The 15757-nt window shown below is 69.9% G+C and carries 10 protein-coding genes and 3 pseudogenes; 6 read left to right on the top strand and 7 right to left on the bottom strand.

Features of this window, described 5'->3' with window-relative positions:
• The 3 genes and pseudogenes from BT364_RS32560 to BT364_RS32550 form a co-directional block, all read right to left on the bottom strand.
• Nucleotides 1-1028, bottom strand: a 1028-nt coding sequence (locus BT364_RS32560; protein WP_072488805.1) for an FG-GAP and VCBS repeat-containing protein, incomplete at its 3' end; no start/stop codon positions are given.
• 205 nt (nucleotides 1029-1233) lie between these two features.
• Nucleotides 1234-2668: pseudogene (locus BT364_RS32555) on the bottom strand (NF041680 family putative transposase).
• A gap of 281 nt (nucleotides 2669-2949) precedes the next feature.
• A complete protein-coding gene (locus tag BT364_RS32550; protein ID WP_072488804.1) occupies nucleotides 2950-3375 on the bottom strand; it encodes a hypothetical protein in 426 nt (141 codons plus the stop codon).
• 226 nt (nucleotides 3376-3601) lie between these two features.
• Here BT364_RS32550 and BT364_RS44420 point away from each other — a divergent pair.
• The 3 genes and pseudogenes from BT364_RS44420 to BT364_RS32535 form a co-directional block, all read left to right on the top strand.
• Nucleotides 3602-3967: pseudogene (locus BT364_RS44420) on the top strand (DUF998 domain-containing protein); the annotation flags it as partial.
• A gap of 252 nt (nucleotides 3968-4219) precedes the next feature.
• The gene (locus BT364_RS43520; protein WP_072488803.1) at nucleotides 4220-4591 is read left to right on the top strand and encodes a YciI family protein; all 372 of its coding nucleotides are present in this window, start codon (nucleotides 4220-4222) and stop codon (nucleotides 4589-4591) included.
• Nucleotides 4592-4640: 49 nt separating this feature from the next.
• A complete protein-coding gene (locus BT364_RS32535; protein ID WP_072488802.1) occupies nucleotides 4641-5900 on the top strand; it encodes an RNA polymerase sigma factor in 1260 nt (419 codons plus the stop codon).
• A 527-nt stretch (nucleotides 5901-6427) separates the two neighbouring features.
• Here the strand turns inward: BT364_RS32535 and BT364_RS32530 are convergent.
• From BT364_RS32530 to BT364_RS32515, 3 genes are all read right to left on the bottom strand, one after another.
• Nucleotides 6428-7708 (bottom strand): glycosyltransferase family 39 protein, encoded by a 1281-nt coding sequence (locus BT364_RS32530; protein ID WP_079179747.1) that lies wholly within the window; start codon nucleotides 7706-7708, stop codon nucleotides 6428-6430.
• Nucleotides 7705-8928: a bifunctional glycosyltransferase family 2/GtrA family protein gene (locus BT364_RS32525; protein ID WP_072488801.1), complete on the bottom strand. Its 1224-nt coding sequence runs from the start codon at nucleotides 8926-8928 to the stop codon at nucleotides 7705-7707. The genes BT364_RS32530 and BT364_RS32525 overlap by 4 nt, the downstream gene beginning before the upstream one ends.
• A gap of 601 nt (nucleotides 8929-9529) precedes the next feature.
• The gene (locus BT364_RS32515; RefSeq protein WP_072488800.1) at nucleotides 9530-10036 is read right to left on the bottom strand and encodes a SigE family RNA polymerase sigma factor; all 507 of its coding nucleotides are present in this window, start codon (nucleotides 10034-10036) and stop codon (nucleotides 9530-9532) included.
• Nucleotides 10037-10587: 551 nt separating this feature from the next.
• On the opposite strand from BT364_RS32515, the gene BT364_RS41965 reads away from it, so the two are divergent.
• Nucleotides 10588-11133, top strand: coding sequence for a hypothetical protein (locus tag BT364_RS41965; protein ID WP_177328321.1), 546 nt, complete (start codon nucleotides 10588-10590; stop codon nucleotides 11131-11133).
• Between the two features lie 111 nt (nucleotides 11134-11244).
• Here BT364_RS41965 and BT364_RS32505 read toward each other — a convergent pair.
• Nucleotides 11245-11675, bottom strand: a pseudogene (locus BT364_RS32505) (ISAzo13-like element transposase-related protein); the annotation flags it as partial.
• A 449-nt stretch (nucleotides 11676-12124) separates the two neighbouring features.
• Here BT364_RS32505 and BT364_RS32500 point away from each other — a divergent pair.
• Nucleotides 12125-13069 carry an ArsR/SmtB family transcription factor gene (locus BT364_RS32500; protein ID WP_256260315.1) on the top strand — a complete coding sequence of 315 codons (945 nt, stop codon included), beginning with the start codon at nucleotides 12125-12127 and terminating at the stop codon, nucleotides 13067-13069.
• Between the two features lie 386 nt (nucleotides 13070-13455).
• A complete protein-coding gene (locus tag BT364_RS32495; protein WP_072488797.1) occupies nucleotides 13456-15603 on the top strand; it encodes an outer membrane protein assembly factor BamB family protein in 2148 nt (715 codons plus the stop codon).
• Nucleotides 15604-15757 lie beyond the last annotated feature (154 nt).

Here is a 15757-nt window from a genome sequence, read left to right as displayed (position 1 = left end):
GTCGGGGCGCTGAACGCGACATCGGCGTAACCGTCGCCGTTCACGTCACCTGTCGCCGGCGCGTACCCGAAGTTGCAGTGGGAGGAGACCGGCTCGCCGGGCAGCCCCGGTGTCTTCTCGTCGATCGTCGTGGGCTTCAGGCCGGTGCTCTGTCCGGTCTTTCCGCCGTACGCGACCATCAGCCGGCTGCCGCCCTCGGGCGTGGCTTCGTCGCCGATGATCTCGCAGGTGAGGCTGATGATCACATCGGCGAAGCCGTCCTTGTTCACGTCGGAGGTGAGGGTGGTCGAGCCGTACATGTCCTTGCCGCGCGCGTCCTTGAGGCGCGGACCCCTCTTCAGCACGCCGTTGGCCGCTCCGCGGTACACGACGGTGGCGCGGGGGGTCGGCATCCCGTCCGCGAACACGTGCGACCAGGTGACCACCAGATCGTCCTTGCCGTCGCCGTTCATGTCGCCGACTCCGGTTGGCCGGGGGGTGTAGTACGACAGCTTGTCGGGGGTGAGGTCGAGCGTCTTCGTACGGGCGGGCTTGCCCGTACGGGTGAACGGGCCGAACCGGACCGTCGCCTTGGAGTCCGTGTTCCTGTTCGTGACGAGGTCGGCGTGGCCGTCGCCGTCGAAGTCGCCGACGACCGGCGTGGCGCCGGTCAGCTTGGCCGCTCCGGAGAGCTTCTTCTTTCCGCCCCAGACCACGAAGACCGTATTGCTGCCGGCCTGCGTGATGAGGTCACTGCGGCCGTCGCCGTCGAGGTCGGCCGAGATGGCACCGCTGCCGAAACGGCCGCCGGTGCCCGCCTTGCCGAGGCCGAGGCTGTCCTGGGTGATCACCTGGTGGCGCTGGATGTCGGGTCCGGCCGTCGAGCCGTGCACCACGGCCGCGTAGCCGGCGGCGTACTTGCCGTTGACCGTGGCCGAGGTGTCGGTGATGACGAGATCCTCTTTCCCGTCGCCGTCGAAGTCGGCGTGGGCCCCGGCGGTGTCGGGGTCGGCCGCGGGCCGCTTCGTGGCCGTGGCGGTCTGCGTCACGCTATGTGAGACGGCGGTGTCGGGTACAACCCCCGGGGCGCCACAGGCCGCTACCGCGGTCAGGGCCAGGGTGGAGACAAGTCGTTTCTGCATGTGGAGTTGGACCCGGGCCGCCCACGAATGGTTGCGCGGGCGGCCAGGCAGACCGTACGGTCCCAACTCCCCAGTCGTGTGCGGATGAACATACCCAGGTTTAGCTTGATCTTTAAGGCTGCTGCTCGGCTCCACCGGGCCTGGGTGTTTCTGTTTTGCGCCGTTCCTTGCCGACTGGGTGGCGGGGTGCCGGGGTGGAAGTGCGGCCCTTGGGGCGGCCGGGGCCGGGACGTGAGACTTTCGGCGCCCCGGCCGGAGTGCCCACAGTCCGCCGGATGCGGCGATAGCCGCGCCGGACCCGGCCAGGGGTGAGCTGATCCGGCGCCAGGGGCTTTTTCCAGGGGCGCCGCAGGTCCTCGGCCAGGGGGCGGGCGAGGCGGAGCTGCGCGTAGGCGGCGAGGATCAGCCACACCCACCGGTCGGTTCGGGGGTGCGCAAGCGGGGACGGGTCAGGCCGAGCGTCTGCTTGAAGAAGCGGAAAGTGTGTTCAATATCGAATCGTCGAAGGAAGATCCGCCAGAGGCGGTCGATGTCGTGCGCGGTGGCGTCGGGGTCGCTGTGCCACAGCCATAGCGGCTTGGGGTCGCGGTTGCCGGGCAGGTGCTCGACCGCCAGATGGGCCAACGTTCCTTCCACAATGGGGAGTTCGCCTTCGTGGTGGGCCCAGGAGCCGCGTCGGTCCAGCTTGGGGTGCAGGCGGCCCCAGCAGCGGGCGAGGACCTGGCCGAAGCGGTCGTGGACGCCGGCCGATTCCTGCGCCGGCGCCGGGTGGGCGGCGGGGTCGGCGAGTCGGAACTCGGCTCCGTGTCGGGGCGGGCGCCCGGGATGGGTTCCGCGGCGCATGCCGGCTGGGGCGCGCATCACCCGGTCGGCGCGGATGCGTCCCAGCAGCCGCACCGGCTCCTGGCGCAACAGCCAGGTCAGGCACACGATGTCGTAGCCCGAGTCCAGGACGAACAGCACCGGCAAGTCGCCCGGGCGCCACTGCCCGGCCCGTTCCAAGCGGGCAACAAGGTCGCGGATCTGGGAGGCGGTGACCTCGGTGGGATCGTCCGCGGGCCCCAACCGCACCGCGTCCAGCGGCCCGGTCCACGAGGAGCGGCCGCCGCCGAGGGCCGCCGCGACCTGGTAGGGCCAGCCCGGGATGGTCTGACGCACCCCGTCGCAGCGGCACGGACGGTGGCAGTGCAGCCGCTCAGGCGAACACTCGGCGTCCGGACGTAGCCATGCAGTGACGTCCAAGGCGATGGACAACTGCCCGTCCGCCCCGCGCGGCAGTACGAGCCCCGCCAGGGCCGTCCGAAGCCGGGACACGGCGATATGTCCCTGGGCCAGCGCGTCGTACATCGCGCCATGTCCGCGGCGGTGCACTTCGGCGAAGGACAACTCTGGCAACGAGACCACCGGGCCGTCATGCACAGGACCGCGTCCGTCAGCTCGAACAGGGCGTCCGCCCGCAGCGTCAGGCATGAGTAGAACTCGCGGCGAAACCGGGACAACCCGGCCAGGGCCTCGATGCGCGCAGCACCTTCTTGCAGACTGTCCATCACGGCCTTTGGGTTGATCGACTGTCGACTTCAGCGAGAAGACACGATCACCCAAAGGCCGCCCAACTGTCAGGCGAACGACGAACCCCACCAAGACATGATCTTGGTGGGGTTTAAAGCCAAGTTTAGAGGTCGCGCAGATAGGTGCCGGCGGCCGGATCGGTGCGACATCGAGGCGGGTGTGCTTCAGCCACCAGTGCAGGTCCCGGCCCAGCAAGCGCTGGGGCGTCCATCCGATCGGGCGCCGGGTGGCCAGGGTGGTGTCGGCGAGCGGGCCGAGTTCAGATCCTGGTCATGGTCGATGAGTATCCGCCTCCTCCGGGGTAGACCCAGTCACCGGTCATCGTGGTGCCGTCGGCGCTGAAAGCGCCCTCGAAGAAGGCTGGGCTGCCCTTCGCCCCGGCCCAGATGGTGAGCTTGTCACCAGTCAGTTCGTAGACGTAGTCGAAGGTGTTGCCCATCGAGTCGTAGTACCGCGACATCACGTCCGAGCCGGTCGGTTCCCCGAACGGGCGCAGGTTCCCGATCATCTCCAGGCCTCTGATCGGCTCGCCGAACTGGGTGAGTTCGACGTGCTGGCTCAGGAAGAACCGGCCGGGCATCCACTCGTACCGCACGGTTCCCTCAGCTCCGCCCGTCACTGCCCAGGTGCCGACCAGGCGATCCAGGGCCTTCAGTTCGGCGCTCGGCTGGTTGGTCTCAGACATCTCGTCCTCCTTGGTGGGTTCTCGCGGCTACCTCGAAGTCACCGACTCGTTCTCGACACCCTTGAAATATGACGTGGATCACATCTTGAGGGTGTCGAGATCACGGACCCTGCCACGAGGTAGCCGCGAGAACCCACCAAGGAGGAAGCCATGACCGCCACCGCCACCATCGCCGTCCCCGTCCCCGTCCCCGTCGTCCGCCGCTCGGACCGCCTGCTGGTCGCCGGTGCGCTCGCGGGGCCGGTCTTCTTCGCATCGGCCGTCATCCAGATGGCCACTCGCGAGGGATTCGACATCACCCGCACCCGATCAGCCAGCTCGCCGTGGTGCCGGCTGGATCCAGATCGTGACGCTCGTGCTCGCGGGTCTCGGCGCTCTCGCTCTGGCCGCCGGCATCAAGTGCACCCTCACCGAGGGAGTCGGGCGGCGAGCGCCGCCGATCCTCGTCGGGATCTTCGGCGCCGGGCTGATCGCCTCCGGCCTGTTCCCCATGGGAGATCCGGAGAGCGGTTTCCCGGTCGGAACCCCGGACCAGCCGGTCGCCCGGATGTCCTGGCACAGCGTCGCGCACTCGGCCTCGGCGGTCGCCGCCCACAGTGCCCTGGCCATCGCCGCAATCGTGCTCACTGTGCGATGCATGCTCCACCGGGCCGTCCTCCCGGGCCGTGCTGAACGGCGCCACCGCATGCGTACCGGTATTGCCCATGTCGCCGGACTGTATGAGTATCCAGATCGCCGTGAACGGGCTGGTCGCCTTCACCTGGACGACCGTCCTCGCGCTTTCCCTGCGCCGCACACGCTGACCTGCCCCACGATCGCCAAGCATGATTGGAGAAGGGATCCCGTGAAGTACTTGCTGCTCGGATACACGTCAGCCGCCGGCTGGGACGCCGCGACCGCCGATGCCCCGACGGAGGAGGCGCTGGCTGCGTTCGCCGCGTACCAGAAGTTCGAGAAGGAACTGCTCGACAGCGGCGAGCTGGTGACCACCGAGGGCCTGGGCCACCCAGCGGTCAGCATCACGGTGAACCGGACCCCGGACGGCGTGACGGCGACCGACGGACCGTTCGCCGAGCTCAAGGAAGTCCTGGCCAGCTTCGCCGTCATCGACGTGGCCGGCCGGGAACGGGCCGTGGACATCGCCTCGCGGATCGTAGAGGTGCTGGGCGAGCCCATCGAGATCCGGGCGATCATGGGAGAGGACTTCACGGCATGACCGGCCGCCCTCCACGAGGCCCGGCGCGGACAGCGCGCCACCCCGACCGGTGAACGACGGGCCGGACACGACCACGGACGTCGAGCCCCTGCTCCGCGCCGAAGCGCCGCAGGTGCTCGGCGCGTTGGTACGGCGCTTCGGCCGCTTCGACATCGCCGAGGACGCGGTACAGGAGGCGCTGCTGGCAGCGAGCCGGACGTGGCCGGCCGAAGGTGTACCGGAGAAACCGCGCAGCTGGCTGATCCGGATCGGCTACCGGCGGATGGTCGACCTGCTCCGCTCCGAGCAGGCACGGCGCCGACGTGAGCAGGAAGTCGGCATGGCCGAACTGGCCATGCAGGAACCGGCCCGCCAGGCGGGTCCTGCGCAGGAGACTGACGATGGTCTCACCCTGCTGCTGCTCTGCTGCCACCCCGTGCTGAGCACCGCCTCCCAGGTGGCTCTCACCCTGCGCGCGGTCGGCGGTCTGACGACCGCCGAAATCGCCCACGCCTATGGAACGACCGAAACCACGCTGGGGACGCGGATCAGCCGCGCCAAACAGCGGCTGGCCCGCTCCGGCGCCCGCTTCACCACGCCGACCGCCGCCGACCGGGACAGCCGCATGACCGCCGTCATGCGGGTGCTCTATTTGATCTTCAACGAGGGCTACACGGCCTCCGCCGGTGACGAACTCGCCCGCATCGACCTGACCGGAGAGGCGATCCGGCTGACCCGGATGCTAGGCGACGCGGTGCCGGAAGACGCCGAGATGACCGGCCTGCTGGCGCTGATGTTGCTCACCGAATCGCGGCGTGCGGCCCGCATCGGCGACGACGGCGGGCTGGTGCCGCTGGACAAGCAGGACCGCACGCGCTGGAATCGGGATCTGATCCGCGAGGGGACCCAGCTGATCGACGGCGTCTGGAGTCGGCGCGAGACGGGCCCGTACCAGCTGCAGGCGGCGATCGCGGCCCTGCACGCGACGGCCGCGACGCCGGAGCGGACGGACTGGCCGCAGATCGCGATGTTGTACCTATGGCTTGAACGGCTCACCCCGACCGCGCCGGTGCGGCTGAGCCGGGTGGTTGCGGTGGCCCAGGCCTACGGACCGGCCCGAGGGATGGCGCTGCTCGACGATCTCAACCAGCGCCACGGACTGGATCAGGACCCTCTCACCCGGCAACGGGAACGCGCGGTGCGCGCCCACCTGCTGCAGATCACTGGCGACGTCGGCGGTGCGACGACGCTGTACCGCGAGGCGGCCGCCCTGACCGACAACCAGGTCGAGCGCCGCTACCTGCTCGGCGAAGCCGACCGCCTCACCTGACCGATCCGAGGCCCGGTCCCCGCCGCCGCCAGCGACGCCTCGGCGATGCTGAACAGCACCGCCCCCTCGGAGGCCACGCATCCGCCCGCAAGCGCGACAAGACCATTGACGGCGCGGGCGTCACCGACGGCCAGATGCCGTCCATGGCCTTCCACCTGCGCGACCAGTCCGGTCACCGCCAGTTCCCATTCAACGCACCCTGCACACTCCGCACGGCCTCCCCACGCGCACCAGAGGCAGAGCAGGCTTCGCGAGTGGCACGAAGCTTGAGACGGTAGGAGCCGGCGGAGGAACCTCCATCGCATTCGGAGGGATTGGGATGGTGATCGCCACCCACCTGATTTCCGCGTCCTCATCCTGATATCAGCGGTGGAAGGCCGTCCGGCGGAGAGGTCTCCCACCGCAGCCAGCTTGTCCTACCTTCCAGACGTGGATCGCGTGCGGGATCACGGTGTGCCGACTCGATGCCGACTGCTTGGCGGTGGGCAGGGTCGTGGTCATCGGGCATCCATTCCTGGGTCCGTCGGTTACGGGACGCCGAGTTCGAAAAGGCCGTAGCCCGCGTACGAGCCGGAAGCCAGGGCTGCGATGCCGAGGAGCATGAGCTGGTGGGTCAGGCTGAGGCGGCGCAGGGCGAGGGCGAGCGGGAGAAAGAGCGGGAAGAGGGGGAGGAGATAGCGGGAGACGTTGCCGAATATCTGCTGGCTGCCCAGGATGAGGACGAGGGTGAGGACGGTGTAGACCATCAGGACGGCCGGGGGACGCAGCCTGATCAGCAGCAGGAGCAGTGCGAGCGCGAGCAGGACGACACCGACGCCGATCAGGTCCGCGAAGGGCCAGGCGGAGAGATAGTCGGAGTGGCCCACCGGGACGGATGTGAGGACGTCGAGGGTGTGCCGGCCGTAGTCCCACTCGTGGGCCCAGGCACCGGACTGAAGCTTGAAGTAGCCGCCGTAGTCGCCCATTTGGTGACCCACCCAGCCGAGATAGGCGAGGAGGCCGAGCGGGGCGACGGCCATCGCGGCCACCGGACGCAGGATGCCGTCCCGGCGACGGTGGAGCGCGAGCAGGGCCGCGACGGCGACGGCGGCGATCAGCGCCACGGCGGTGGGCCGGTTGAGCCCTGCCACGCAGGTGAGGAGACCGGCGGTGAGCCAGCGGCGGCTCAGGACGGCATGGCAGGCCCAGACGGCCAGGGCCACGTAGAGGGAGTCGGAGTAGACCGCCCACTCCACGCCGGAACCGGGCCAGACGGCCCAGAGTCCGGCCGCGGCCAGCCCGGCCCGTCTGCCGCCGAGGCGTTCGGTGATGGCGTAGATGCCCAGGGCGGCGGCCAAGGAGGCGACGACGGAGACCAGCAGGCCGGCGCCGTACGGGCCGAGGCCGGTGAGCTCGGAGACCAGCCGCATCAGCGCCGGGTAGAGCGGGAAGAACGCCGCCGAGTTCCCTTCGAGGGTGATCGGGCCGGTGGCGCCGGGGATCGGGACCAGCTGGGGGTCGTACCCGTGCACGGCGATCTGCTGGTACCACCAGCCGTCCCAGCTGGCCAGGACGTCCCACGGGTGGGCGCCTCCGCCGAAGCGCGGGTGCTTCGTGCGGTAGTCCCCGGCGGAGTGCAGCAGCCACATGAAGGTGGCGAAGCCGATGAACTTGAGCGTGCCGTAGACGGCCAGTACGGGGCCGTAGTGCTCGGCTGTGCGGCGCAGCCGGCGCCGGCGGTCGGAGCCCGTGGTGGCGGGCTGCTGCGACAGCCTCGCGTTCCAGCTCAGGGTGGCGGTCGCGGTCGTACGGGCGGTGGTCCTGATCATGCGCGGAACACCCACGCTCGGAAGAACAGGAACCGCAGCAGTGTCGCGGCCAGGTTGGCGGCGAGGAGTACGGCGAGTTCGGTGGACTGCCCGGCCGAGGGCACCGCGTGGTGCAGGGCGGCGAGCGATCCGCCGGTGAGCGCCAGGCCGATCAGGAGGACGACCAGGCCCCTGCCCTGGTGGCGCAGCACACCGCCGCGGCCACGGAGGCCGAAGGTGAGCCGCCTGTTCACGGCCGTGTTGGCGACGGCGCAGACCAGCAGCGCGAGTGCGTTGGCGGCCTGGGATCCGGCCACCGGGCGCAGCCCCGCGTAGAGGAGCAGGTATGCGAGGGTGCTGACGGCTCCTACGGCGGCGAAGCACACGAGTTGGGTGGCGAGCCTGCCCGGTGCGTCGGCGCCACCGTCGCGGAGCGACCCGCCCGGCGGCAGCGTGCCCCGCGCCAGTGCCCCGCCGATCCTGGCGATGCCGCGCAGGTCGGCCAGTGCCGTGGCGAGGATGTCGACCCGGGTGTCGGGATCGTCCACCCAATCGACCGGCACCTCATGGATGCGCAGCCCGGCACGCTCGGCGATCACCAGCAGTTCGGTGTCGAAGAACCACTCTGAGTCCTGTATGAGGGGCAGCAGTCGCTCGGCCACATCACGCCGCACCGCCTTGAATCCGCACTGCGCGTCGGAGAAGCCCACGGCGAGGACGGAGCGCAGGAGGGCGTTGTAGCAACGAGAGGTGATCTCTCGCTTGGGGCCGCGCACCACCCGGGAACCGGGGGCCAGGCGGGTGCCGATGGCGATATCGGAGTGGCCGGAGAGCAGCGGGGCCACGAGCGGCAGCAACGCCGTAAGTTCCGTGGACAGGTCCACGTCCATGTACGCGAGTACGGGGGCCGACGAGAGCGACCAGGCGGTACGCAGCGCCCGGCCGCGCCCCTTCTCGGCCAGCCGAAGCCACTGCGCTTCGGGCAGTTCGTCTGCCAGCCGAGCGGCGATCCGCGGGGTGCTGTCCGTGCTGGCGTTGTCGGCGATGGTGATACGAAACGGATAGGGGAAGGTCTCGCACAGGTGTGCGTGGAGCCGCCGCACGCTCGGCTCCAAACCTCTCTCCTCATTGAACACGGGGACGACCACGTCCAGGACGGGCTCCGGGTGGTGCGTCGCCACCGGTGCGCGGTGCGGCAGTCGACTCAGGTCCTTCAGGGCAAGTGACCCTTGATTTCTCATGTTTTATCCTTTTATGACCTTGCACGGGGTAGGCCGAAGACACTCGGGGCGACGGTGCGTTACGGGGTGACGGGGTGACGGGGTGACGGGGTGACGAGCGAGAACGAGGCGGTCGACGGTTAGTTCCGCGCGGTCGCCGTACCCGAAGGCGGAGCCGAGGTCGAGGACGGCGACACGCCCTCCGTGCTCCCCGGCAGGATCTCGGTGGCCGTGGGCGCACTCCCGGTCGTGGCCGGCGGCGTGCTTGCAGCGGTCTCGCCCGGGGACGCGGGGGCAGTGGAGGTGCCCGAGGAGGGGGGCGCGCTCAGAGACGCGTCGGGTGTCGCGGGCGGGGCGGAGAGCGACGGGCTCGCCGCGGGCTGTGGGCCGGGGTGGCTGGGCTCGACCCGGGTCGCACGGCCGGGCAGCAGGAACAGCCCGACACTGAGACCGACAACGGCCAGGACGGAGCCGACTGCCCTCTGCGCGGCCCGTTTCCGACAGCGGACACGCACCCCTGCCCGGAGACGTTCCCGGTGCTTCGGCTCGAACGGTGCGGGCGCCTCGGTGTCGCGCATCATCCGTGCCAGCTGCCGCTCGAAGTGATCCATGGGGTTCCCCTTCACCGCACCGGCTCGTTCACATTGCCCAGGAGCTGCCTCAGCTGCGCCACTCCGCGTGCGGCGTGGGACCGAGCCGTGCCCACCGGGCACCCGAGCGCCTCCGCCACCTGCCCTTCGGGCAGGTCCTGGTAGTAGCGCATCACCACCGCCACCCTCTGCTTCGGCGACAACTGGGCCAGCGCGGCCTCCAGCCGAGAACGCTCCACCACGTCCGCGGACACATCGCCGACCACCGCCGCCTCGGGCAGCTGTTCGACGGGGCGTTCACCCCACCAACGCCGCTGTCCCGAGCGTGCCGCCGCACGCACCATCACCTTGCGGACGTAAGGCTCCGGTGCGTCATCCGCGACCTTGGGCCAGACGAACCAGAGCTTGACCAAGGACTCCTGCAACAAGTCCTCGGCCCGATGCCGATCGCCTCCGACGAGCAGACGGGCCAGGTGGACCAGCACCGACCAGCGGGCAGCCACGAACTCGTCGAACGCACGGGCTCGACTCTGCTCCATCCGCACTGTCCCTGTTCTCGCCGGTTGCCTACACCCTGTAAAAGGCACTGGCACGCGGCCCACGATGCACCTGCGGCCCGTGATCTGGGTCACATGGCATGTCGACGACAAGTACGAGACGCTCCTCCGTCCCGTCCCGTCCCGTCCCGTCAGCGACGCCGACGACGAGGACGCGGTTCGACGGCCCCGGCCCGTCAGCCACCCGCACAGAGGCGCTCGACGCCTACCGGGAGGTGCATCGACCGGGGCCACCGAGTCGAGCATCAAGCCGTCCGCCCCGCAGGGCGCGCGCACGCTGTGCGATCTGCAGCTGCGCATGTTGCGCGGCGACCCGGGCTCGGCCTCCCCCGCGGGCTCCGGCGTACCGTCGCCCTGGCAGAGATCGCTGACTGAATCGGACCCGTGGCAGACTGCGGAACCCCGGCTGACGGACCGCGTACTCGATGTCAGTGCTCTGCGATAGACACTCCGTCAGTAGCGTGAACGCGACCGCGGAAGAGGGACCCACCATGGCAGACAACGCAGTCTCAGACACCACACCGGGAGAAAGCGTGACGGATCCAGCACCCGGGCTGACCGGCCGCATCGGCGTCGTCGGCGGTATCGAGTCGCTGGCCCTCGACGGCCGCCGCCTGTGGTTCGGCTTCGATTTCACCTCCGACCAGGTGCTCTCCCCCCTGATCGACGACGCAGGGGCCATGGCTCGGTACGCCGCACGGCACATGCGCCAGCGCACAGGTGCCCACGACGAGTCCTACTGGGCCCAGCTCGTCCAGGCCGCCGTGGAGACCTCAGATCTGGTGCGGTATGACGAGCAGCGCACCTTCACCACGCAATCACTGGAAGCAGGGGACGCCGGCCCCGCACACGGGCACCTGCTCTACCTCCTCGACGCGGCAACGGAGGACCCTGCTGACGGCGACCCCGTCCACACCGGGACCGGATCCCAGGAGCCTGCCACTCAGTCCGGCCTCCGGCCCGACGAAGTGACCCCCGATGACGAGGACGGGGAGCCGGGGACGGCACTGGCCCGGACCACGGTCGGCAACTGGTCGCTGCTGTTCGCGCCGTACGCCCGCAGCAGACAAACCGTCTGACCGTCGGCTCGGACCCGCCCCTGTGTCGGCCTGCGGATCTCCGTAGAGGCAGTTTCGGCGTTCGACGCGCCACCACCAGTCGGCCGCCCGGCGCGCAACTGGCGCCGGGCGGCGCAGCAGCCTGCCCACGGTCGGCGCTGACGCGGCATGGCCCTGCCGCGTCAGCTCCCCGGCCAGAGACCGCAGCGACTTGGTCGTCCACCGCAGCGGCGACATCGGATCGCCCGCTCATCCGGCTCGACCAGCGCCGGCAAGGCCGGAACGAGCAGCCGGTCAAGCTTCTCGGCGCTCTTGCGACCGCCGCCGTCCCGGCGGACCCGGCCATCGGGCAGTGGGTCCTCACCGCCCTCCAACTCGAAGACACCCTTCCGCACCGTCGTCTCGCTCACCCCTGCGGCACGCGCGACGGCCCGGACCCCGCCGTGCCCCAGCAGCCGGGCCTCGGCGGCCAGCGCCAGCCGCTGCTGCCGCTCATTCAGATGAAGGAACAACACTCCGAATCTCAGGGCAAGTTGGCCACGAACCTCGCTCGGTATGCGCATACCACACCAACGACAGGGAGGCCGTGAAACAACGTGTTGATTCTTTACGGGCCCTCAGGGGTCTGCGGGATCGGTATCCAGCTGCGTCTGTTCTTTGCTCATACCGATCCCGCCTACTCCCCCGAACGAGCCCCCACGGCCGTCCATCAGTTCGCCTGGCCGAGCGGGGCTTACCCTCTCCTGCCGCGAAGCAGGGGAAGTGTCCTTTGCCGTCTCCTGACGAGCGCTTACTCGGTGCTCAGCCTTGGCTTCGGACTGGACACATCATCTTTGGCCGGGCGTGATCTCGACAAAGACCGTCGTCTGTAGCCGAATGTCCCTGGTCAGCGCATGCCACGCCTAGAAATTCGGACATCGGGGTCTTTATGTTGCGAATCCACTTCACTCCGGGAGATCTGGCGCGGGTGACGCTCGGCTACAACAGCTCGCTGCCGGTGAGTGAGGCCGTGATGAGTCTGCAAGCGCTCCGTCGTGGCTGGGGCCCGCGGTTCTCCGCGTGGCGGCACGTCGTCGGAAAGCGGCTGCCCGCGCGGGCGTCGCTGCTCGGTTCCCTGGTGCCGGCCTCCGGCTGGGCTCCGGACTTCCTCACCCCGGGTCCCGACCACGCATCCCCCACTACGGGGGCGTTCGATGCGATACGAGCCACGCCGCGAAGACATCTTGAGGCGGAACTGCGCCGTCTGGCGGACCGCCACCGCCTGCCTGCCTGGACGCAGCTGCTGGCCGACGGCGACCGTGAGGCACTGGACGCGGTGACCGACACCCTGGCCGCCTACTACGATGTCGCGGTTACCCCGTTCGTCGACCGCATCCGGGCCGTACTGGACGCGGACCGTGCCTGGCGGGTGCACACCATGGCGCACCTCGGTGTCGGTTCGGTACTGGCCGGCCTGCACCCGCAGGTGCGCTGGGAAGAGCCCGTGCTGGTACTCCCCGGCCCTCCCGGAGAATGCCAGGTCGACTTCCACCTGGAGGGGCGCGGGCTTCTCCTGTCCGCCCACATCTTCTGCGGCTCGCGTCCGCGGGCGCTGCTCAACGAGGTGGGTACCCCCGTTCTCGTATACGCGCCCCTATGGAATCTCCAGAGCGACAGCCTCGTCACCGCACTACCGGATACCCGGCCACGTGCATCGAAGGCCCTGGCTACCCTCTTGGGCCGCACCCGTGCGGCCGTCCTGGAGGCCCTGGCATCCTCTGCCGGCCACAGCACCAAGCATCTCGCCCAGAGCCTCGCCATCTCTCCCGCCTCGGCCTCGGAACACGTCACCGCACTACGAGACGCTGGCCTGGTCACCAGCCTCCGGCAGGCCAACACGGTACGGCACACCACCACCGCCTTGGGGGACAACCTCATCTCGTCCACGAACAGCACAGGGGGGATCCAACTGCCCTGAGAAAGCCGCACACCGCCTCACCCGCCACCCGGCCCGGGCAGTGACGTGGGCGCGGCCCGGGCGTGCGCTGCTCTTGGGGGCGGGGTGGCTGTCGGGACGAGCCGCTGCCAGCCGTGGGCGCCGACCCGGCGAGGGCAGTGTGGCGAACTGCTCGCAGACCTCCATTCCTCCGAGGCGCCGAAGGACCCATGCCCGGCCGAAACGGGTCGAGGGTCGGCCGGGCGGCGTGTGCACCAGCAGTGCGGGACTCCGCGTACGGCGCAAGGCGGTCGGCGGTGCGCGCTGTCGCCGGCGTCGTCACCCGCGCCGGGTTACACGGAAACCTGGTGCACATGAGGCAAGGTGACATAGAGTCATCTTTGACGCATGGGGGGTGCGGGTCGGTGATGACCGGGCGTGTGGATCCACAGCGCATCGGTCCGTACACGGTGCTGCGCAGACTCGGCGGCGGCGGAATGGGCTTGGTGTATCTCGGCGTCGGAGGAACGGGGCGCGCCCACGGTCTCGCGGCCGTGAAGGTGATTCGCCCCGAGTACGCCGAGGACCGGCAGTTCCGGCGCCGGTTCGCCCACGAGGCGCGGACCTCGGCACGGGTCTCCGGCCCCGGTATCGCGGCGGTGCTGTCCGACGGGGTGGACGAAGACCCGCCATGGCTGGCCACCGAGTTCGTCCCCGGCCCTTCACTGGGCGAGGCCGTCCGTACGTACGGGCCGCTGGACGTGCGCCGGCTCGGCGTCCTCCTGGCGGCGGCCCTGCGGCAGATCCATGTGTCCGGGCTGGTGCACCGTGACCTCAAGCCGTCCAACGTGATGATGGGTAACGGCGGCCCGGTGATCATCGACTTCGGGATCGCCCGGGCCTACGAGGACACCCGGCTGACCCGGACCGGTGTCGTCGGTACATCCGGATACATCGCTCCGGAGTACCTGCGGCACGGCCGGTTCGACGCCCGTTCCGACGTGTTCGCGCTCGGCGCGGTGCTGGCGTTCGCGGCGTCGGGGCGGTCGCCGTACGGCGCAGGCCACCCGGCGGCCGTCGATGTCCGGGTCCTGTCCGAGGACCCGGACCTGACGGGGATCGATCCGCCTGTGGCCGAGCTGCTGCGTGCTTGTCTGGCCCGGGACCCCGCCGAACGCCCCACACCGGCGAGACTCGAGACTGCGCTGTCCAATCTGCCCGGTGGGGCCCCGCCCTGGCCGCCACCCGCGCTCGCGGCGGAGATCGCCCGCCAGACCAGGGAGGCCGCCGAGCAAGTCGGGTATGTGCCGACGGTGGTGGACCCGGCCGCCGACCCTCTGCACGGCACCCGGACCCGTACCGCAGCACGGCCTGTGCCGCCGGTGTCGCAACCGCAACCGCAGCCGTCGTCGCAGCGGAGTCTTCGGCCGGCCCCGCCCTTGCTGCAGAGGTTTTCGTCGCCGGCGGGCTCCGGTCGTCGGCGGCTGCCCCGCCGAAAGCTGCTGCTCGGCCTCGCGGCGTTGTCGGCGACCGGAGCCGGGGCCTACACATTGGCCGGAGTCTTCCAGGAGGAGCAACCGGACCCGAGGCAGAACTGGCGCTTCGCACCGGGAAGCGAGATGGGCGAGGCGGTGCTGGCGGGCGGCACGCTCTATCTCGGGAGTCACGAGAACAGCAACCTGTACGCGGTCGACGCGGCCACCGGCCGCCAACGGTGGGCCTACACCGCGAAGAGCGGCATGGCCGACAAACCCGCGGTCCTCGGTACCACGGTCTTTGCTGCGAGTTCGGAGGGCAGGCTCCACGCGGTCGACATCGCTAACGGCCGCCGCCGCTGGTCCGTACCGCTGGCCAGTCTCGGAGGGGTCTCAGTGGCGGCGGGCGACAAGCTCGTTTACGCCCGCGCCACAGACGGCTACCTGTACGGCCTCGACCCCGCCACCGGCCGTCGGCGCTGGCGCTTCCAGACAGGGGAGGGCATGCCGACGGGCCGGACCCCCGTCGCGGCAGACACCGTTTTCGCCATGACCAACAGTGGCGTGCTGCACGCCGTGGACGGCTCCACGGGCAGGCGCCGATGGAAGTTCTCCGTCACCGGCGACACGACCAGCGGCTCGCCTGCCGTTCACGGCGGTACGGTCTGCCTGGGCACCCGGGAGCACTGGGTGCACGCCCTGGAAACCGCCTCGGGCAAGCAGCGCTGGAAGCGCCGGCTCGGGGGCAGCATCAATGACGTCCACGTGCAGGGCGACGCCGTCTACGCCCACTGTCAGGACCAGTTCCTCTACGCCCTGGACGCGAGGACGGGCAGGCAGCGCTGGCGGTGCGAGATCGGTGCGGGCACCGAGGGATTCGCAGTCGTCGGGGACACTGTCTACGCGGGGAGGTCCCATCCGAGCAAGCTCCTGGCTCTCGACTCCCGTACGGGAAAGCCGCGCTGGGAGGTGCCGCTGAGGGATCCGTCCGCCCTGCCGTGGAGCGAGGACGAGGCCCGGATCTCTTCAGAGATCCACATCAGCGGCCGCAACGCGTACTTCACCGCTCTCGGTCTGTACTCGTTCCGCATCGATCCCTGACGCGCCGACTCCGGGTCCCGGGCGCTTGCCGTCACCCTTCGCACGGTGCACCGCGGTCAGGGCCGGCTGGACGGTGAACCTCTCGCTGGCCACGCTCGCCGTCTTCATGGCGTTCATGACCCCCATCCAGATCCTGCTGCCACTCCAGTTGGAG

This window comes from Streptomyces atratus, assembly GCF_900119365.1.
Classification (GTDB): Bacteria; Actinomycetota; Actinomycetes; order Streptomycetales; family Streptomycetaceae; genus Streptomyces; species Streptomyces atratus_B.
This window is presented reverse-complemented; position numbering and strand designations above follow the sequence as displayed.

Coding starts and splice junctions, on each gene's coding strand:
- BT364_RS32550 (WP_072488804.1), bottom strand. CDS start 3,375: ATGTCTGAGACCAACCAGCCGAGCGCCGAACTGAAGGCCCTGGATCGC.
- BT364_RS32530 (WP_079179747.1), bottom strand. CDS start 7,708: ATGATCAGGACCACCGCCCGTACGACCGCGACCGCCACCCTGAGCTGG.
- BT364_RS32525 (WP_072488801.1), bottom strand. CDS start 8,928: ATGAGAAATCAAGGGTCACTTGCCCTGAAGGACCTGAGTCGACTGCCG.
- BT364_RS32515 (WP_072488800.1), bottom strand. CDS start 10,036: ATGGAGCAGAGTCGAGCCCGTGCGTTCGACGAGTTCGTGGCTGCCCGC.
- BT364_RS32500 (WP_256260315.1), top strand. CDS start 12,125: ATGAGTCTGCAAGCGCTCCGTCGTGGCTGGGGCCCGCGGTTCTCCGCG.
- BT364_RS32495 (WP_072488797.1), top strand. CDS start 13,456: ATGACCGGGCGTGTGGATCCACAGCGCATCGGTCCGTACACGGTGCTG.